Origin of the sequence: Halomonas sp. 707B3 (assembly GCF_024158645.1) — a bacterium.
In the GTDB taxonomy this organism is placed as follows: domain Bacteria; phylum Pseudomonadota; class Gammaproteobacteria; order Pseudomonadales; family Halomonadaceae; genus Vreelandella; species Vreelandella lionensis.
Window position 1 is genome coordinate 13,689 of sequence record NZ_JAMZBE010000014.1, and the last position, 17,935, is coordinate 31,623.

The 17,935-nt window shown below is 56.4% G+C and carries 22 protein-coding genes; 19 read left to right on the plus strand and 3 right to left on the minus strand.

Annotated elements, in window-relative coordinates; all coding sequences use genetic code 11:
• Positions 1-8: 8 nt before the first annotated feature.
• Together terL and BIS10_RS03525 are read right to left on the minus strand one after the other, a co-directional pair.
• The gene (gene terL / locus BIS10_RS03520) at positions 9-1,823 is read right to left on the minus strand and encodes a phage terminase large subunit (protein ID WP_253502515.1); all 1,815 of its coding nucleotides are present in this window, start codon (positions 1,821-1,823) and stop codon (positions 9-11) included.
• The gene (locus BIS10_RS03525) at positions 1,820-2,362 is read right to left on the minus strand and encodes a hypothetical protein (RefSeq protein ID WP_253502518.1); all 543 of its coding nucleotides are present in this window, start codon (positions 2,360-2,362) and stop codon (positions 1,820-1,822) included. The genes terL and BIS10_RS03525 overlap by 4 nt, the downstream gene beginning before the upstream one ends.
• A gap of 356 nt (positions 2,363-2,718) precedes the next feature.
• Here BIS10_RS03525 and BIS10_RS03530 point away from each other — a divergent pair, with 356 nt between their 5' ends.
• Together BIS10_RS03530 and BIS10_RS03535 are read left to right on the plus strand one after the other, a co-directional pair.
• Complete coding sequence (locus BIS10_RS03530; RefSeq protein WP_253502521.1) at positions 2,719-4,563, plus strand: hypothetical protein; 1,845 nt, start codon at positions 2,719-2,721, stop codon at positions 4,561-4,563.
• A 49-nt stretch (positions 4,564-4,612) separates the two neighbouring features.
• Positions 4,613-4,999 (plus strand): hypothetical protein, encoded by a 387-nt coding sequence (locus tag BIS10_RS03535; protein WP_253502524.1) that lies wholly within the window; start codon positions 4,613-4,615, stop codon positions 4,997-4,999.
• 513 nt (positions 5,000-5,512) lie between these two features.
• Here BIS10_RS03535 and BIS10_RS03540 read toward each other — a convergent pair.
• A complete protein-coding gene (locus BIS10_RS03540; RefSeq protein WP_253502527.1) occupies positions 5,513-6,247 on the minus strand; it encodes an antA/AntB antirepressor family protein in 735 nt (244 codons plus the stop codon).
• Between the two features lie 1,085 nt (positions 6,248-7,332).
• Between BIS10_RS03540 and BIS10_RS03545 the strand changes: the two genes are divergently transcribed.
• The 17 genes from BIS10_RS03545 (at position 7,333) to BIS10_RS03625 (ending at position 17,912) form a co-directional block, all read left to right on the plus strand.
• On the plus strand, positions 7,333-8,067 hold the full coding sequence (locus tag BIS10_RS03545; RefSeq protein WP_253502529.1) for a hypothetical protein: 735 nt from the start codon (positions 7,333-7,335) through the stop codon (positions 8,065-8,067).
• Between the two features lie 14 nt (positions 8,068-8,081).
• Positions 8,082-8,489, plus strand: coding sequence for a hypothetical protein (locus BIS10_RS03550; protein WP_253502532.1), 408 nt, complete (start codon positions 8,082-8,084; stop codon positions 8,487-8,489).
• Complete coding sequence (locus BIS10_RS03555; RefSeq protein WP_253502535.1) at positions 8,489-8,812, plus strand: hypothetical protein; 324 nt, start codon at positions 8,489-8,491, stop codon at positions 8,810-8,812. Before BIS10_RS03550 ends, BIS10_RS03555 begins: the two co-directional genes overlap by 1 nt.
• Positions 8,809-9,411, plus strand: a complete 603-nt coding sequence (locus tag BIS10_RS03560; RefSeq protein ID WP_253502538.1) for a hypothetical protein — start codon at positions 8,809-8,811, stop codon at positions 9,409-9,411. Before BIS10_RS03555 ends, BIS10_RS03560 begins: the two co-directional genes overlap by 4 nt.
• Positions 9,408-9,761: a DUF3846 domain-containing protein gene (locus BIS10_RS03565; RefSeq protein ID WP_253502541.1), complete on the plus strand. Its 354-nt coding sequence runs from the start codon at positions 9,408-9,410 to the stop codon at positions 9,759-9,761. Before BIS10_RS03560 ends, BIS10_RS03565 begins: the two co-directional genes overlap by 4 nt.
• Before the next feature lie 17 nt (positions 9,762-9,778).
• Positions 9,779-9,958 carry a hypothetical protein gene (locus BIS10_RS03570; protein ID WP_253502544.1) on the plus strand — a complete coding sequence of 60 codons (180 nt, stop codon included), beginning with the start codon at positions 9,779-9,781 and terminating at the stop codon, positions 9,956-9,958.
• A gap of 79 nt (positions 9,959-10,037) precedes the next feature.
• Positions 10,038-11,981, plus strand: a complete 1,944-nt coding sequence (locus tag BIS10_RS03575) for a hypothetical protein (RefSeq protein ID WP_253502547.1) — start codon at positions 10,038-10,040, stop codon at positions 11,979-11,981.
• A gap of 61 nt (positions 11,982-12,042) precedes the next feature.
• Positions 12,043-13,170: a hypothetical protein gene (locus BIS10_RS03580; protein ID WP_253502550.1), complete on the plus strand. Its 1,128-nt coding sequence runs from the start codon at positions 12,043-12,045 to the stop codon at positions 13,168-13,170.
• On the plus strand, positions 13,167-13,376 hold the full coding sequence (locus BIS10_RS03585) for a carbon storage regulator (RefSeq protein ID WP_253502554.1): 210 nt from the start codon (positions 13,167-13,169) through the stop codon (positions 13,374-13,376). Before BIS10_RS03580 ends, BIS10_RS03585 begins: the two co-directional genes overlap by 4 nt.
• Positions 13,351-13,782, plus strand: coding sequence for a dUTP diphosphatase (dut, locus tag BIS10_RS03590; RefSeq protein WP_253502557.1), 432 nt, complete (start codon positions 13,351-13,353; stop codon positions 13,780-13,782). The genes BIS10_RS03585 and dut overlap by 26 nt, the downstream gene beginning before the upstream one ends.
• Before the next feature lie 4 nt (positions 13,783-13,786).
• Positions 13,787-14,038, plus strand: a complete 252-nt coding sequence (locus tag BIS10_RS03595; RefSeq protein ID WP_253502560.1) for a helix-turn-helix transcriptional regulator — start codon at positions 13,787-13,789, stop codon at positions 14,036-14,038.
• Positions 14,019-14,426: a hypothetical protein gene (locus tag BIS10_RS03600; protein ID WP_253502563.1), complete on the plus strand. Its 408-nt coding sequence runs from the start codon at positions 14,019-14,021 to the stop codon at positions 14,424-14,426. The genes BIS10_RS03595 and BIS10_RS03600 overlap by 20 nt, the downstream gene beginning before the upstream one ends.
• Positions 14,404-15,210 carry an FAD-dependent thymidylate synthase gene (thyX, locus tag BIS10_RS03605; RefSeq protein WP_253502566.1) on the plus strand — a complete coding sequence of 269 codons (807 nt, stop codon included), beginning with the start codon at positions 14,404-14,406 and terminating at the stop codon, positions 15,208-15,210. Before BIS10_RS03600 ends, thyX begins: the two co-directional genes overlap by 23 nt.
• 5 nt (positions 15,211-15,215) lie before the next feature.
• Positions 15,216-15,497, plus strand: a complete 282-nt coding sequence (locus BIS10_RS03610; RefSeq protein WP_253502568.1) for a DUF6378 domain-containing protein — start codon at positions 15,216-15,218, stop codon at positions 15,495-15,497.
• 24 nt (positions 15,498-15,521) lie between these two features.
• On the plus strand, positions 15,522-15,764 hold the full coding sequence (locus BIS10_RS03615; RefSeq protein ID WP_253502571.1) for a hypothetical protein: 243 nt from the start codon (positions 15,522-15,524) through the stop codon (positions 15,762-15,764).
• Entirely contained in the window at positions 15,761-16,036 is a 276-nt protein-coding gene (locus BIS10_RS03620; RefSeq protein WP_253502574.1) for a hypothetical protein, read from the plus strand. Before BIS10_RS03615 ends, BIS10_RS03620 begins: the two co-directional genes overlap by 4 nt.
• A gap of 7 nt (positions 16,037-16,043) precedes the next feature.
• Positions 16,044-17,912, plus strand: coding sequence for a DNA polymerase (locus BIS10_RS03625; RefSeq protein WP_253502577.1), 1,869 nt, complete (start codon positions 16,044-16,046; stop codon positions 17,910-17,912).
• The last annotated feature ends 23 nt before the right edge of the window (positions 17,913-17,935 follow it).

Sequence of the window (17,935 nt, forward strand, 5' to 3'; positions counted from 1 at the left end):
TGAAAACCTCAAGAAGTCATCGCTGTGCGTTTATTAGCACTGCGAATAGTTTTGGATAGTTTATCACGCCAAGAGCGTTTTGGCGGTTGCTTTTTCTCGCGTGTCGACGTGAACTGCATTAAAAGCTGACCTATCCAGGCCATGCTGTCTACGCCGTCATCGTGGGTACCGTTGGGGAAGCGGAGCATCTCGGCATAGAGCGCAAGTGTCGCGTCGCAGTGCTGGCGGAAGTAGACCCGACGCTGCTGCATCCGTGCCTGGATAGGCCGCGCCCTGGCAATCTTGTCCTGGCGACCTGGCTTTAGCTCCTCAATCGGCATCATAATCCGCGTCTCGCGGATGCGCTTCTCGAGGATCGGCCCCATCGTCATCAGTATGTGGCCACGCTCAATGCCCACCAGTCGGCTCTGCCAGACCCGCTGCACCTGGAGCATCTTCTCGATGATCTCCAGCGTTCGCCACCGGCCCCGCTGGATATCCACCACGTAGATGTTGTCCTTGCGATCCACCCCCACCGTGATACCCACGGTGAAGTCGTTCTGCTCCTTCTGCCCGATCGCCAAGTCCCAGGCGGTGTAGAAGTTCATCTCCTCCAGCGGCGGCAAGTCTTGCTGCCGGTACCAGAGAAAATCGTCCTTCGTGAAGTAATCCCCGTCATCCGCCACGGGGTTCTGCTGATAGAGCGCCGACCAGTCACGCGGGCCAATCGTCCGCTTGATCCGCTCCAGGGCGTCCACCGGATAACGGTCAGGGTGCAGCGCTTCACCCTGACGGCGGAACAGTTCGTCGTGCTCCGCAATCGCTGGGTAGCGCACCACCTTCCACTGGTCGCCCTCGCCGTCCTCCATCTGCTTGATCAAACGCCCAGGCAAGTCATCGTCGTGCCAGCGGGTAGCCATACAAATGACGCCGCCGCCCGGAGCCAGACGAGTGTAAGCTGTCGAGGTGTACCAGTCCCAGACAGATTGGCGGGTGGATTCCGACTCCGCGTCCTCACGATTTTTAACTGCGTCATCCAGTATTAAGATGTGGGCACCGCGACCCGTGATCGGGCCACCTACACCCGCCGCCACATAACCACCGCCGTGGTTCGTATTCCACACCTCCACCGACTGACTATCCTTGGCCAGTGCCACGTCAGGGAATACCGACTGGAAGCTCTGCTCGCGTAGCAGGCCGCGCACCTTGCGGCTAAAGTCATTCGCCAAGGAGCCTGCATACGAACAAGCGATGATCTCGTGGCCTGGGTTACGACCCAAGTGCCACGCGGGGAAGATGCGAGAGGCTAATTCTGATTTGCCTGACCTGGGCGGCATGTTGATTATCAACCGTGGCGACTGCCCTGCTGCCACCGCATTACTGAACCACTCCAGGTGTTCGCAGATGTCCTTATGTACCCACCCAGGTAGATAGTCAGGGTTCGCCCGAAGCACCATCGGCAGGAGGTGGGTTTTGGCCAACTCGCGGCGGGCCAACTCTTTCCTGGCCTCCTCCTGCTGGTCAAAGATCGCCTGCTCTTGGGCACGGCGCTGTGCTTCCTTCTGCGCCCGCTCCTTCTCCGCCTGCTGGGTCTGGCGGTACATTTCCTGACGCTTGGCCTTCTCCCTGGCCAATCGGCGCTGGCGTTCTTTCTCCGCCGTCTCTTCCTGCGCCGTGCGCTCTATGTCCGGTGCCGCTTCTTCGGCGCGACAGTAAACGCACACATTCTTATCCAGCAGCGTCAGCGGCGTGTCATTACCACACCGCTCACAGTTGCGGGTATGTACCTTGCGATCCTTGCCTTTGGCCACCTTACGCTTTGGCCTGGGTTCCTTGATGCTCACTGATCGTCGTCCTCATCGGCAAACTCATCAGCGTCATACACCTCACCAGGACGCAAGGTGTCCATGCCGATCGCCGCGTACTTGAGAAGCTCCTGGGTGGATAACCCTTCAAGCTGCTTGGCGTTGGTCGGCAGGGTCTTTTCACTCTCAGGCCGTTCAAGCAGCCCGTGGAGCTTCACCAACGAATCCGTGGCCCGCGTCATTTCGGCACTGGTGCCTGCCGAGTGGTACGCGTTCATGTACATCTGGTGCGCGTTCTCCAGCGTGAAACGCACGCGAGGGAGTACCTGTTTGGTGAACTCCTCCTCGTAATGCCGGATGTGCGCCTGGATTTCCGGTGTCTTCTCCCACCGGTACCCCATGTGGATTTCCGCCCCCGCCTCCCGTGATGCTTGGGCAGGGTTCATCCCCCCAACGCGAGCGGCCACGTAGTACCGCTGCTGGGCAGTAATCCGAGGCAAAGAAACCGCGCCGAGATCGGCGTCAGTCTCCATATTGACCAACTGCTGCTTGGCCATTTCTTTCGGGTCGTAGGGCATGGGTTATCCGGCGTTGAATATAAGCTGTGCGTATATTGTACAGCGACGGAGCAGATAAGGCCAAGGTGTCAAGACCTTATGGGAAAATTTTGTAGAAAATTTTTGGTGAGGGGTTTAGGGCACGAGAAAAATGTGCCGAGAAAAATGTGCCGAGATTTTTGTCGAGAGTCGCGTGGTGTGGTGTGGAGTCCCTGCGCAGCGGGGGCACCGACCCGGATTCGGCTTCCGGTTCCAGCCGTTTTCGGTTTCAAACTCAAGGAACCTTGTTTCGACCCCCACTGGGGGGGTCGAGGTGGTCACTGGCTGCTGGAACAGTCAGTGACCTACATCATCAACATTATCGAAGGACATCAATGATGAAACTCAACGTTAACACCACTATGAACAAGCTGGCAAGCACCTCAACCAAGCGTGCGGTGCAGACCTTCGCTCCACTCATCACAGGTGATCAATCACCTGGGGATTGGATTCACCACATCATCAGCACCACTATCCCTGAGTACAACCGCCAGGGCGAGGTGTTGAAGTACAAGCGCCTTGGTATGTCGGCCATGTGGCAAGCGCCCTGGGCACTGACCACGCTGACCAAGGAGATGTGGGCAGCGCACCTGCTGGGTATCACCGGCTACGCACAAACGGTTGGCAAGCTTAATGAGCTGAATGAGTTGCTCACTATCGTGCAGGGTGTCATCCACTCCGAGATGGAGTCGGCCACCTCCAACAACAAGCGCTTGGAGGTACCGCCTACCCTGGCAGTTCACACTCGCATCCGCTCACTGCACCGCAACCCCGAGTCAAGCGGCTTCAACCACAGCGGTGAACTTGCCGCGCTGATTGAGGATCAGCACGCGGACGCTGAGTACGAGGCATCGGGACTGGCCTACGACGTGTCTGAGGAGCAGACGATGGCCCGCTACGAGCGGGAGGCACAAAGCAATGGAGTTCGTAACAACTCAGGCAAGCCTGCCCCGGACGAAGGCTGGCTCGACGTAGCATTACACGAACCGCGTCAGTTGTTCGAGTACAACCCACGCGACATTCAAGGGATGCAAGGGCTGCTGACCCAAGTGTTGGTGCGCGTGCATGACCTCAAGCTGCCAACCGATCACCCGATGTGGGAGCCGCTACTGGAACGCTTGACGGAAGCATGGGCAGCAACAGCGTCCTACTTCCCCAACCAAGCGCTGGTCGAAGCCCGTGAGCAAGGACTTCGGTTCTCCAAGGACGACGAAGCTGCCAACAAGCGGTTACGGAAGAAGATCGACGCCCGCATCAAGGAACTGAACGCCGAGCATGAGAAGAAGTGCGCCAAGCGCGCACTGATCCTCACGCAAGGGCTGCTGGCTCAACCGCCAGAGGACATGGAGATGAGCGTCGGCACCTACGAGCGCTGGGCAGTCAACCACGCCACCCGTCGCATCTGGCGTGATATGGGGTCGCTGTCGCGTCTCAAGGATCGTATCGAAGAACAGATCGACAAGGTGGTGGCTCAGGAGTTCGACGAAGAACGCTCTGGTCGTCCCAATCCCACCTGGGCACGGTCACTGGCCAACGATGAAGGCCAAGGTGAAGACCAAGGCCAAGAGCGGACGTGGTACCTCGCAGGATGGGGTGAGGTAACAGAGGAAGAGTGTCTGGTCGACGTGTGCGACGCGAGTCGTAACCAAGCCTTCGGCGCGGTTATCACTACCCAGGACTGGAGTGTGGGTGACGTGGAAGCAACACGAATTGGCGGCACCAAGTGGATCAAGGAAGACGTGGTACGCGACACGTCCTGGTTCGAGACATACACAGGGCCAGACGGCAAGAAGCGAGTGTCGCGCCGCACCATCAGCGCACAGTTCGACACAGCGGGTCAGAAAGAGGTCGCTATCCTGCGCCGTGTGTTGGAACGGTGTGACGAGACGCTCATCAACCTGCGCTCTCTGTACAAGGAAATGCGTGCGCTGGACAAAGCACTCGCGCCGGTATGGAAAGCACTACACACACCGAAGGAGGAGCTAAAGGAAGGTGAACCGCTCATGCCTGAGCAGCCGCCGGTGTACTGGAACATGCGCGGCCATTACGGCACGCAAGAAGAAGCGGTCAAAGCGATGAAGGCAGAAGGCGGCAGCGATAACGTCATGCTGCTCGAAGCCTGTGGCGACCGTGCCCGCGCACGTCTACAAGCCATGCTCGTAGGCACCAAGTTCGACAAATAACCACCAACCAGGGGGCTTCGGCCCCCCTTCCATCACCAAGGAGTTCATTATGGACATGCTAAAGCGTATGGCTGAGCTAACTGCCCAGCTACAGACAGTCGTAGAACCAGAGCCAGAGTCAGTACCCGACAACTGGACAGCCACCGGTCGCATAACACGCGGCAAGCCGGTGTACATCGTGTACGCCATCTTCAAGAAGATCAATCCAGTGCGTGCCATCCTCGACGCACTGCCCCGTGAAGTGGGTGAACACGTCGAGAACGGCGTGTGCCCACACTGCCAGGGGCGCGGTCGTTATAGCGCTCACCTCGGTCACTTCCACAACGAGAAGTGCTTCCGGTGTGATGGCAAGGGTCTACTGGACGCCAAAGACCTGGCGTTCCTCAAGCGCAGAGAGGTCAACAAAGAACCCATCTGCCACATCGTGACGGCCTGATCCGCCTGACCTGATCACCCACCTTCCACCCACCTACTAAGCGTCAGCGTCAACCCCGAACTGCGCGTCGTTGCGTCGGCGTCAGCGTCTTGTTCTTTGTCGTTGTGTTGTGTGTTGTGTGTCTTTTGATATGTGTCTGTTGGCTGCAAGCTGACATATATCACAGGACTCGGATCATGTGTCTTGTGTCACTTGGCTTTTGTCATGTGTCACTTGGCATTTGCCCCTAACCATATGCCATTCAGCAAAGCCCTGGAGACGAAGGAACGTTGTAGAAGAATCTGGGATGAATGGCCATTAGCGAGGGTCACGGGTCGATTGGCTCGTGGCCTGTTTCATTTGGCCCTTTGGCCTCGGGTTGAGTAACCCGACACCTTTTGATTTGAGTTGTAGAGGGTGACGAGGCCAGTAACCATGCGGGTTTCAGCCGTTAATTAGCGCGTCACCTACAACAAATGTATTAGTGCGTAGGAGCAAAACAAAGGCTCCGTGTCATGGGAGCCTTGTTGGGGGTTACAGCATAAGGGGTTCAGGCATCTCGACGAGCGAATAAAGAGTAGTGCCCTCAAAACTACGACGTTGCTCGGTTGTTGTCAACTTAGCAACCTGCGGTATCGTAAGCCCTAGAAGGCGGGCAAGCGATAGACCGTCCATGTACACCAAGCCGCCTACAGCCATGACCGTAGCACGATGGGACTCATCATTCGCCAAGTGGCCTGTGAGAACCGCCTTGTGTTGGGTGACATACTCACGGGTTTCTTCGACAAAGAACGCCATAGCACGCCAGCGGTTGCCGTTACGGTAGCCCTCAACAGCGTTCCGAAGCAAGGCGTTGGTGTTGCCCATCTTGGCATTCTTGTGGTGGAGCATGGCTACCTCGTCGCCGTGGCGCTTAATCATCTCCTGGCGCTCTTGGTCAATCCTGCGCTTTAGCTCTTTCTCAGCGTCAATAAAATATTGGCGAACGTCACGGCCAAGCTGGGTGCGTTCAAGCATCGCGAGTTGCTTGGCCATGTCTAAGGATATTGTGTAGTCGACACTGCGACGATCACCACCGTGTGTGGAATCTTGATCGCGCAGATTTGCGCGATCAAGTTTAGTGAAGTCCTGACCCTCTACAAAACCATATTCCTCAATGCGACGGCGAATCCAGTCACGGAACGGGGTTTTGTTGTCCAGCGCCTCGTGCAGCTCACGGGCGTCGCAGGTACGGTTGATGGTATCCATCATGGCAAGTGCTTGTTTCATAAAGCCTTTCTCCAGAGACGACTTAGGCCAGTACGCGTATCGGGTCAGACTGGTGCAACCACACCACCGAAGACGTACTGGCCTAAGCCGGGTTGTTGTTTAACGGGTCTGACGCCGTACAACAATATTAGCACAGCGAATAATCTTTGTCTCTAGCCCTTTGTACAACATCCCTCGCCCCCGTGTTGGTTATTTTTTGACCAGCGTTTTGTGGATAACTTTTTTGGCGTTGATAACGACTCTCAACAAATGGCCATATTTGAGTAACCCGACACCTTTTGATTTCGATTGTTGAGGGTAACGAAGCCCATAACCACGCGGGTTTCAGCCGTTAATTAGCGCGTCACCTACAAAGGTAGCAACACTCCGTTGAGAATTTTTTGTCTCGGGTCAATCGGCCCTGGGAGGAGGTCATGCGTCTAGCAGAACTGATACAGCGTCACATCGACGTAGCACGTTTGTACAGGGACAAGAGCCGATATGCCGCAGCAGGCTCGCGTCAGGCTCTTGAGACACTCGCCGCTCGCCATGAGCGCGTGGCACGGGACTTGGGGAGGCGTCTATGAGCATGAGTCAAGGGTTCTGGGCCAACCCGCCACAGGCCGCAGCTCACGTGGCAATCGACTATTTACCCATGTTTGAGGCCCCAGTAGCAGGGCTAATCGGCTTTGTTCTATTTTTTGCAACGATTGTCCTGTTTCTTGGGCTAATCGTTCGAATCTGTCGAACAGTGCATGGTGTGTGGGTTTCCGCACACTTTCGCCGGAAAACACCGAGGCGTCACGGGCGGTGCCCTCACCAATGAGAGTAACCCGTCCACTCATTCCATTCAAACTGCAAGCGGTTTAATTGCATCCGTTTACAGTTCCCTTTTTGTTAAGCATTTGAGATTCAGGTAGTTCAGTTCTAGGTGACACGCTACTTATCGGCTGAAAGCCGCATGGTTGTGCGGTTCGTTGCCCTCTACAACTCAAAGCAAAAGGTGTCGGGTTACTCAAAACAGTCAAATCTCGATATTTCCCTTAGCAAAACTATACGCTATGCTTATTATTCGCACCGCGTGTACTAACCCCAGGAGACTCACTATGGCTCGACCAAAGACCTTCGACTTGTCCACAGTCGAGGGGCGACAAGCAATTCAGAGCGCGTATGAGATGTATATGCGCCCGCACTGGACGCTGTTGAACGTGGCAGCGGCCTTCGAAGTGTCCCCCAACACGCTTCGCAGGGCTTTTGCCGAAGTCAACCTGCCCTTGAAGATCAACCACGACGTGCGCCCCACGGCAGTCCTCAAAGAGCAACGCACCTTGCGCTGCCCCGTGGACTATTTGGCCGCGAAATACAGCGTCACGCCCCAGGCCGTGTACCGCTGGGCACGGGAATATAAACGCAAGCTCGTCGACACAGGCCGAGCGGCCAGCCAACGGTGGTGGGATGCCTTCTACAGCCGCTATGACGACCCCAACGATGCGGTCATTGCCCTGACGCAGAAGCCCCACGGCATCCCGCTCCATGCCATCCCGCCGCTCTACCACAAGCGTGTGGCACCCGACGTGCCGGTGATCTGGATGCTCGATAGCCCCACGCCCTACAACGAGATCGAACTCGACACGTTCACCTCGTACAGCGGCGAGCTAACGGTGCCCTGTGACGACTACGCACCCCAGTTATGGCTCGGCTACCAGGACGTGTGCAACCCCGTCCAGTGGGCCGATGACACAGAGCAATCAACCCTCGACCCAGACGATGAGGATTACTCCGACGACGTTTCAGACCTCGATTTGGAATCCTTGGCCGCTGACCTTGGAATCGACCTTTAGGAGTTACCACCACCATGAAAGACCTCAACATCCGTGTCGCCCTAAAGGACGAGAAAATCTGGCCCAATGCACGCGGCCACGATCTGTTTCTCGTCAGCATCCCCGACCCAGCCAAAAAGCTCGCGGTGATCCGCTACACCGACGCCAGCGGCACCACCCACCAGCAGCTAGTGACCAAGGCCAGTCTGATTATCCTGCGTGACCAGCCCCAGGAACCCTCGTCCCTTGACGATCCACCGCTGCGCTGGGGAGCCATCGTCACGATACGCAACAACCGCAAAGTGTTCTGCACGCACCCAGAGCTAGAACCCAACGGCAACTGGCGAGGTATCCCGCTCGGTTACCGCAGCTTTGGCGAGTTCCACTACTCAGAAATCGTACATATCGAACCCCATAACGACATCAGCTCACAGGTCGCCTAATGAACACATCCTTACATCTAACCGCTGGGAACCTATACCGCGTCGTCAATAACCTCACCTTCTATAAAGCCGAGGCGATTGCCGACCACGCCCCCAACGAAGTGGCTATCTACTTCGACGGCGAGAACGAGTTCGTGCTGAACAACGCCACGGGGCTGGACTACTACCGCTGGGAACTCATGGCCGGTGACGAGTCGCAGGCCACCTTCTACGCACGCGACGTGGATCACGCCCGTCGCTTAGCAGCCACCACCGCCGACCATCACCCTGCCGACACAGACTTCTACCTCATCGACGAGGAAAACGAGGTACACCAGCTATGATCTACACCGTTAACACACGCACCAAAGAACACAAAGTAATGAAAAACGCCACCGACGCCGATGCTGGCAAAATCCTCATGGGGATGCCATCAGGCGACACATGGCGGGTAGTAAAAGCCAACCACGACGGTTGGCTCCCATGGCACGGTGCCGAGGAATGCCCACTACCGGCCATGCACACCGCCCGAATCCTACTCAGAAACGGGTGGCAGGGCACGACCGACAACCCACAGTTTGTCCGCTGGACACACATGAGCGACGACTCAGACATCATCGCCTATCGCCCAATCTTTGAAGAAGATCAAAAGCTGCCTGCGGTGGGTAGCGTATGCCTGTACAAACCGACAGGTAAAACGGCGCATATCGTCGCTCACCACATGGATGGCGAGCAAGCAATTTGGTGCGGCAGCGACGGTGGTGGCGAGCTGTTCTATGGCACGGCCTATGACTTCCGCCCGCTCAACTCGCCTCGCGAGGAATGGGTTGATGCCGCATTAAAAATAGGCGGTGCTACATCGAAGGCACACGCCCACAGGCTTGGCAAACTCTACGACGCCATGATCGACGGCAAGTTACCAATCCCAGAGGCCAAGCAATGAGTCAACAAATCCGCGCGCTGCTCATCATCGGCAGCACGGTAGCCGTAACAACGCTCGACACCAAAGATACCCTCGCTGATATGCGCAAGGTTATCAACTGCGACATCGTAACCGGCGCAGGCTACCCCGACGAACACCATGCTGCCTGGGTCGACGACGAAGGGCTAGTCAGCGGCGCAGCGGTGGTGCCACTCACCGAGGTGCGTTGGTACCCGCAACCGTTGGCTGGTGCCATTCTAATCACCGGTTTTGACCCAGACACCGGCGACACAACCCCCGCCATGATGGCCGTCGAAGAAGCTCGGCAACACATCACAGGAACGTCATTCCTAGTACGTGACTACGACTAACCATAAGGAGAATCACATTGCTACTAGCTTTCGTGCAATTAGTAATCGGGGTCGCATTTGCCATCTTCGCCGTACAAGCGGCACGGGGCAAGTACCGACCGTCACGGCTCGCCACGGTCATCGTCCTAGCCAGCCTAGCACTGGCTAACTTCACCGACGTGCTTGAGTTCGTCTTAATTTATATGCAGAGCCTATAACGCTAGTTATAGAGCCAATCGCCGCAGAGCTAATAAATCACCGTCCTGGGGCAATCCACCGAGCAAAGGAGAGAACAACATGGTATCTATCGACAACCTAACCCTAGAAGAAGTGTACTTGGCCCACGCTCCGTCACCGGCGGAAGTTAAAAACTGGCTCGATACGTTCCTGTTGATCGCGAGCGAATACGCGGACGAGATCAACGAATATATGTCGAGCGCAATACTGATGCGGCACTGCTCCGGCGACGGGGTGGCCTTCGCCCTAAACATCACAATGGAGCCAACCGCAAATACCATACCAATCCGTCGCCGCCTAATACACTCGTTGCCTGCCGGTCACCCGTTGTCGACTATGCACCACAGCGAGTACGAAACCTCGCCGTCTTACATCCTACGCACCGACAGCGTTAGCCTGCGTCTGGATCATTTGCCCCGCACCAAGGAGATGATCAACACCGTCAAGCACTGCTTGTCCAAAACCGGCTGGCCGATGTTCGATGACGTATTGCGCCGACTCGATACAATGGAACCTTGTAACAAGCTCTACGTCAGCGAGTTAGCACGGTACGAAACGCCCCGCTACAACTCCTTTGATTCGTATCCACGCAACGGGGCATGTATCGAACGTATCTTGACCAGCGTTAACACCGGCGTCCCCGCATCCAGTATCAAGGTCTACTCGCTACGGGAGCTATCGCGTCTGCGGCGCGACGAATACACAGCGTTGCCGGAGCGCATCGCCAGTCTGATCCCGCTGGGTACGTACCTTAGAGAGACGCCCCACCTGCCAGTCAAAGGTAGCAACGCGGGCAAGATCGCCTACACCGAGAACGACAAGAAAGGTGCCAACGATATCCAGTCGGTGATGAAGCCGGGTAAGTACCTTCGCCGTGTGTTGAAGGACAAGATCGAAAACGACCAGCACCTCAAGGAGATGGTGGCGGAGATGATCGGCTCGATCACCCCTGAGTTCCGCACCACACGATTCCCTAAAGAAGCTGCCGAGGTCTACATGGAAGGGCCGAGTAGCTGCATGTCACACGGCGATGAGCGGTTCCACGAAACGATCGACACCGAAGGCGAATGGCGGCATCCCATCGAAGCCTTGTTCTTCGAGGACGGCTCCGGTGACATCGAGCTTCACTACATGCTCCTCAACGGTCGCATCGCGGCCCGCGCCCTGGTCAACATGGCCGACGAAGCGTACCCGTCGTCCTACATTGCAGACTGGGCCGGTGAGAACGGCAAAACATGGTTCCTGGACTACCTAGAGAAGTTCGACTGCGACGAAGATGCGCTACGAGGGTGCCAAATCCCACGCATCGAGCTACGTAACGGCGCGTACCTTTGTCCCTACATCGACCACGGCAACCAAGGTGTCCGCGAATCGTTCGACGATGGCAGCGTGTTCATCATCGGTGGCGAACTCCAAGCGCCCTATGAGAAAGGCTACGTGTTCCTTGAGCCGCAATGCACCTGCGACCGTTGCGATGAGCAAGTACCGGAAGATGCGTCTACGTACATCGATCATGAGGATATCCACGTCTGCGATGGCTGCCTTGATTGTTACCCCTACGCCCTCAGTGAACACGGCACTATCGAACGCATGGACGAGGACAACAGCATCGACTTAGGTTTCGAGCACCGTCACGCGCAAACAAGGAGGTTCTTCAATCGCATCGAATGCGGCATCAGCCAGTCCACGCTGAACGACGCAGGGCTGTGTGAGGACATCAACGATGACATTCGCCCGATGAACGACTGCACCGAAGTAGATGGTGAGTGGGTACCAGACGATGAAATCAGCGACGATACGGACGCACCTGAAACCAGCTTCCGCAACATAAGCTACGTGCGTATCGACTTCGATGTATATGACGTGGAACAGTGCGTCTGGGTCGAAGAAGATGGCCGTTGGGAACACGGCGATGATGTTGATACCGACACCTACTACATCTATCGGCGCAACTGGTTCAGCATCGCAGAACGCATCGAGGTCGATGAAGATGAAGCGGCCTAACCTTGCCCCAAACAATTCGCACAGCGTATACTTAGACACCACCACCCAGGGAAGCTCACCCATGACAAAGTCCATGATTCAGGCCACGACCAAATCCAACACCAAGTTCAACCGCACCACGTACAAAACGCCCATGCACAATGATCCGGCGTTTGACGACATCGAAGAAACCCCCGTCAAGATCGACGCGTTGCTCGACATTCTCTCCCTGGTGCGTGTGTCCAATAGCGCGGCGGAAGAGTACCTGATCGACCACTACATCGTGCCCCATAACCCAGAGCAGGACACCTACGGCAACCTGTTCGTGACCGTTGGCGAGAACCCCAGTGTCGCGTTCACCGCGCACACCGACACGGTGCATAGCGCCTACGACTTCAACCGGTACTATGTTGGCAAAAAAGGTAACAAAAAAGTACCCACGCCCCGCGACGTGGCGAACAACCTTGAGCGCCAAGCTATCGGTATCCGCAACAACGTCGCCTACCTCGATAGCGAGAACGATTGCCTGGGCGCTGACGACGGCACCGGTGTCTGGATCATGCTCAACTTAATCAAGGCCAAAGTGCCTGGGCTGTATTGCTTCTACCGCGACGAAGAATCCGGTCGCGTGGGGTCGGAATGGTCGGCGCAGCACGACAAAGAGCGGTACGCTGGCATAGACATGATGCTCAGCTTCGACCGCAAAGGCACAACGGATGTGATCACCCACCAAATGGGTGCCCGCTGCTGCTCAGAATTATTCGCAGAGCATATTTCAAAGGCCATTGACCCCGATGGCCACGTCGCGCCGGACGACGGTGGCTCCTTCACCGACAGCTTCTCATTTATCGACATGATCCCCGAGTGCACCAACATCTGCGTGGGCTATTACCGCCAACACACGGCCTTCGAGGAGCAGGATTTGACCTGGGCCGCGTATCTCGTGAACCGGCTCATCGCCATCGACTGGAACATCGTGCCGGTAGCACGCGAACCAGGGAAGCTCAACAACGAGCATCTAGCCATCGTTGATCTGGTTACCGAGTTCCCCGACGACGTGGCCGAGATTCTCGAAACCCACCTGGGGCTAACCACCCTGGAACTCGCCACGATGATCGCCGAGCTGAACTTCTGCACCACCGACGACGTAGAGAGGCTGGTGGAAAAAGGAAACCAAATGTTCCCTATCTACGAGGATTGGGCGAAATGACACGAGAAACCCTTCGACTGAAATCCAAGCGCCGTGGGCGCTTGGTCATTACCCGAAAGCACATGCAGTCCGTGGATATCGGCAGCACCCGCGTCACCCTTATCCAAGACAAGGACGGCATCAAACTCGCCATCGAAGCACCGAAACACGTACACATTCTTCGGACGGAGCTAAAGAAGCATGACAAACCCGCCTCTCCTTATTAAACGCCTGGACAAAGACGTAGAGCTACCGACCCGTGGCACGCCGCTATCGGCAGGCTGGGATATCTACTGCCGCGAGTCCGTCGACATTCCCCCAGGTCGCCGTGCCGTGCTACCCACCGGCCTCGCCGTGGCGATAGAGCCAGGGTGGTATCTGCGTATCGCACCCCGCTCGGGCCTTGCCGCCAAGCAAGGGTATAACGTCCACGCCGGTGTGATCGACGCGGACTATCGAGGCGAGATTAAGGTCGCGCTGATTAACCACGGCGACGACACCATCGAGTTCCGCAAAGGCGATCGCATCGCCCAAGCCATCCTGGAACGCTGTTCGACTGGCGCATTGATTGAAGTCGAGCACCTACCCGAAACCTCGCGAGGCAATAACGGCCTCGGCAGCACAGGACGATAACCAAATGACCTTCGCCAACAACCTAAAAGCCCGTCGTGAAGCCCTCGGCCTGAACAAAGCGGCCCTTGCCAGGAAAGTAGGCGTCACCGACGTATCCATTCATTACTGGGAAAGCGGCTCCATCGAGCAGATCGGCCACAAGAACCTGCTGGAGCTTGCCTGGGCGCTGGATACCACGGTAGGTGCCCTGATCGGTGAAACCGAGTTCATGGAGGCTAAGTGGAAGGAGCAATACAGTGAAGCTAACCCAGCGTGACCTGAGCGTAAAACTCTCCGACAAGGAAAAAGAGCCATCCGGCAATCGTAAGCTACGCGGCGAAACGCTATACGCAAAGGTGCGGGACTATGAACCCCGCACCGTGTCGATCCCCACGGCTTACGCTCGCCTGTACCGCTACCCCGATATGTCGCTGCATGACGCTTGCACCATACCCAACTTCAAGCGTCACAGCTCACGGGTCAAGCTCGTGTACCGAGGCAAACCGATCATGGAGCAAGTGCCCCCTGAGTACATTGCCGACCTCGACAGCGACAAAACCAACAGCCGCATCGCTTACAAGTGGAAGCTCTCATGGCCCACCGTCAAACGCCACCGCCAATTTCTGAAAGAGGACAGAGAAAATGCCGAACGTTCTTTACCGTAACCACATGGGCGATGACCTGGAAGTGGTCAACGATGCCCGTATTTCTTTCGCTGCGACGGCTGACGCAATGGATTGGGAACATATAGTCATTCCCAACGTGTGCAACACGGTGCAAAGCGACAAAGCGACAACATGGGTACCAGTGCTAAGTAAAGCAGACCAGAACCTGATTGGTTTCCTGGCCCGTGGCTGTCGTTCAGGAGAGTGGAATGAAGCCATCCTAGACACCATACTCGCCAACGATGAGATAAAGGCGGAAAAACTATTGACCTGGGCCAAGCGGCTACCACCGCACTGGACACCCTTTGGTCAACAAACCATCAAGCTACGGATGAAAGCTCCTACAAATATCAGGACGCAGGCGTTTAAGCACAAGATCGGCTTTGTGGAAAACGAGGAATCACGGCGTTATATCAAATCTACTCCTGAGTTATTCATTCCTGACTTCCGCTCTGCACCGGAAGGAGATATCAAACAGGGGTCAGGAGGTATTCATCCTTTAAATGGTGAATGGCAAAACCAGTACATTGCTCACTGTAATCAAGCTATCTCAACCTACGAAAGCATGATTGCTGGCGGCGTAGCTCCTGAACAGGCCCGCTTCATCCTACCTCAAGGCGTCTACGTCAACTGGGTGTGGACAGGTTCGTTGTACGCCTTCGCCGAGTTCTACAACAAACGCGCCGACTCACACGCCCAAGGCGAAATCCAAGACTTGGCCCGTGAAGTGGCCACCATCATCAGCGCCCTTTTCCCTGTGTCCTGGGCCGCGTTAACGGAGTAACCCCTATGCAAGTCAAAGCTGCTAACGTCGTCAAAAATGCCGCACACCACATGGAAGATCGCGCTGCCACCTACGACAAACCCGAAGGCGAGCGCTCCATGGCCAAGACCGTCGCCATGTTCAACGTGCTGACTGACAACTACCTCACCGAAGAAGAAGGCTGGATGCTGATGGCCCTCCTCAAGATGGTGCGTAGCCAGCAAGGCGACTTCAAGCTCGACAACTACGAAGACGGTGCGGCCTACTTCGCCCTCGCCGCCGAAGCTGCGTCTAAAACGCGCCATTAAATATACGCACAGCGAGTAACCCTTATGCCTAACCCAATGCACTTCGACTCCGACTGGGACTACTACGACGCCTGTCTGAGTCCCGAAGACAAGATCGTGCAGGCGCTCAGCGACGGTGAAAGCGACCTACTCACCCAGCAATACATTGACTGGATGATAAAGCAACGGCCCCAGGCCGTTGCCCAGTTGCTCATCGACACCGCCGAGGCCAGCAAGTACCTCGCCGAGTTTGCCAAAATCAAAATCAGAGAGGACGAAGAGCCATGATTAACCGAGCCGCCACCCACCACGTCAACAAAGTCGCCTGCGAAGACTTCGACACTAACAAGCACCTCATTGGCCCGCTCATCGCCTACACCCATGAGACGTTCTCCGACCCAGAGCATAGGGCAAGATTCATCGCGATGGTCGCCATTTCGATGATGATGGCCGGTGGCGATGCAGATAGTGCCGCCGAAGTTATGCCCTTGTTCAAAGACGCCCTGCTCGATGTCATAGAACGCATCGCCGAACAAGAACCCGCACCCACTGTTCACTGAGTAAACTATGGAAATCCTCGGCACTGATTACGACTTAGTTACCTTAGACTACGAGACGTATTTTGGCACCGGCTGCTCGCTTAGCTTGCAGTCGATGAACACGTTCACCTACCTCGCCCACCCCGACTTTTCGATCCACGGCGTGGGTATCAAGATCAATAACGCGGACACCGAGTGGGTGCGCCCTGAGCATCTGGTCGAGTTCCAACACGACGTGTTCGACGAAGGCGGTCGCCCCGTGGCGTTGCTGGCTCACAACGCCCCCTTCGACAGCTTCATCCTGCACCACTTCTGGGATATCCACCCGTCGCTCTACCTCGACACCCTGGCCATGAGCCGTGGCATGTTCCCAGGCCGCAAGCACGGGCTAAAGGAACTATCCGAGCGTCTCTGGCCAAATGACCCGACCATGCGTAAAGGCGAGGAGCTAGAAAACTTCCGCAACATCACCACGGAGCAACTGTACGCCGATCCCGCGAAACTCGACGCCATGATCCGCTACTGCATCCAGGACGTTGACCTAACCCATGCGGCTTTTCTCAGAATGCTGCCGTACTACCCCAGCGACGAACTTGAACTGATCCACCTCACCACGCAGATGATGTGTGAACCCATGTTCGTCCTCAACAAACAACTAATCACCGAAGCACGCGACCAGTGGATCGCCGAACGCCAAGCGGTCATCGACGCAGCGGGCATTGCCGAATCGACCCTGGTATCGAATCCCAAGTTCGAGAAGGTACTGACCTCTCGCGGTGTCAGCATTATCCACAAAGCCGACTTGCGCACCGGCAAGATGAAACCCGCCTTCGGCAAAGCCGACCTGGGCTTCCAGCAGATGAAAGCCGCGCACCCCGAACTGGAACACCTGTTCGAAGGCCGCGTTGCCGCCAAGTCCGTCGGTCAGATTCGCCGCGCCGATCGCTTCCTAGAAACCGCCGAGATTTGCGGAGGCCAGATGCCCATGCCGCTTGGCTACTACGGCGCGGCGACAGGAAGGTATTCTGGGGGTGAAGGGATCAACGTCCAAAATTTAAATAGGGGTTCTGCGTTGAGGAGGGCACTCTGCTCGCCCCCAGGCTACTTGGTAGCCGTCGCGGACTCCTCGAATATCGAAGCGCGCATGTTGGCGTGGCTCGCAGGGCAGCAGGAACTACTCGATGTATTCCGGTCAGGCGGCGATGTGTATTCGCACTTTGCCACTGAGCTTTATGGCCGACCCATCGACAAGAAGAAAGACCCTCATGAGCGTTTTATCGGGAAGGTGTCGGTTCTCGGGCTTGGATATCAACAAGGCTGGCGACGATTCCAAGACGGCATGGCCGCAGGAATGCTCGGCGGGCCACCAGTGGTGTTCACAGATGCCGAAGCGCAGAACGTCGTCAACACTTACCGAACCACCAACTACGCCATCCCCGCTTATTGGGCACAGTGCCAACAGGCTATCGTCGATATGTACATGGGCAACGAGTACGACTTCGGGCCACTGCGTGTGGTGCGTAACGCGCTGGTTATGCCCAACGGCATGGCCCTCCAGTACCCTGGCCTGCGACCCGATGACGACGGCAACGGGTTCGAATACCACAACGGGAAGTTCTGGACTAAGTTATATGCGGGGAAACTCTGCGAGAACATCACTCAGGCATTATCGCGCATCGTGCTATTCGACCAGATGCTCAACATCAACCGCCATGTGACGCAGTTCGATGGTCGCGTGGTACTCAACGTACACGACGAGATCATCGCCATTGTCCCCGAAGCCCGCGCCGAGGAGGACTTCGCCAAGATGATCGAGATTATGTCCAAGCCACCTGAATGGTGCAGCGACCTACCCCTCGATGCCGAGGGTGGCGTGGCCGCTGAGTATTCGAAATAAATCAAATTAGGAGATACCTAAAA

Coding starts and splice junctions, on each gene's coding strand:
- BIS10_RS03525 (WP_253502518.1), bottom strand. CDS start 2,362: ATGCCCTACGACCCGAAAGAAATGGCCAAGCAGCAGTTGGTCAATATG.
- BIS10_RS03530 (WP_253502521.1), top strand. CDS start 2,719: ATGAAACTCAACGTTAACACCACTATGAACAAGCTGGCAAGCACCTCA.
- BIS10_RS03535 (WP_253502524.1), top strand. CDS start 4,613: ATGGACATGCTAAAGCGTATGGCTGAGCTAACTGCCCAGCTACAGACA.
- BIS10_RS03540 (WP_253502527.1), bottom strand. CDS start 6,247: ATGAAACAAGCACTTGCCATGATGGATACCATCAACCGTACCTGCGAC.
- BIS10_RS03545 (WP_253502529.1), top strand. CDS start 7,333: ATGGCTCGACCAAAGACCTTCGACTTGTCCACAGTCGAGGGGCGACAA.
- BIS10_RS03550 (WP_253502532.1), top strand. CDS start 8,082: ATGAAAGACCTCAACATCCGTGTCGCCCTAAAGGACGAGAAAATCTGG.
- BIS10_RS03555 (WP_253502535.1), top strand. CDS start 8,489: ATGAACACATCCTTACATCTAACCGCTGGGAACCTATACCGCGTCGTC.
- BIS10_RS03560 (WP_253502538.1), top strand. CDS start 8,809: ATGATCTACACCGTTAACACACGCACCAAAGAACACAAAGTAATGAAA.
- BIS10_RS03565 (WP_253502541.1), top strand. CDS start 9,408: ATGAGTCAACAAATCCGCGCGCTGCTCATCATCGGCAGCACGGTAGCC.
- BIS10_RS03575 (WP_253502547.1), top strand. CDS start 10,038: ATGGTATCTATCGACAACCTAACCCTAGAAGAAGTGTACTTGGCCCAC.
- BIS10_RS03580 (WP_253502550.1), top strand. CDS start 12,043: ATGACAAAGTCCATGATTCAGGCCACGACCAAATCCAACACCAAGTTC.
- BIS10_RS03585 (WP_253502554.1), top strand. CDS start 13,167: ATGACACGAGAAACCCTTCGACTGAAATCCAAGCGCCGTGGGCGCTTG.
- dut (WP_253502557.1), top strand. CDS start 13,351: ATGACAAACCCGCCTCTCCTTATTAAACGCCTGGACAAAGACGTAGAG.
- BIS10_RS03595 (WP_253502560.1), top strand. CDS start 13,787: ATGACCTTCGCCAACAACCTAAAAGCCCGTCGTGAAGCCCTCGGCCTG.
- thyX (WP_253502566.1), top strand. CDS start 14,404: ATGCCGAACGTTCTTTACCGTAACCACATGGGCGATGACCTGGAAGTG.
- BIS10_RS03610 (WP_253502568.1), top strand. CDS start 15,216: ATGCAAGTCAAAGCTGCTAACGTCGTCAAAAATGCCGCACACCACATG.
- BIS10_RS03615 (WP_253502571.1), top strand. CDS start 15,522: ATGCCTAACCCAATGCACTTCGACTCCGACTGGGACTACTACGACGCC.
- BIS10_RS03620 (WP_253502574.1), top strand. CDS start 15,761: ATGATTAACCGAGCCGCCACCCACCACGTCAACAAAGTCGCCTGCGAA.
- BIS10_RS03625 (WP_253502577.1), top strand. CDS start 16,044: ATGGAAATCCTCGGCACTGATTACGACTTAGTTACCTTAGACTACGAG.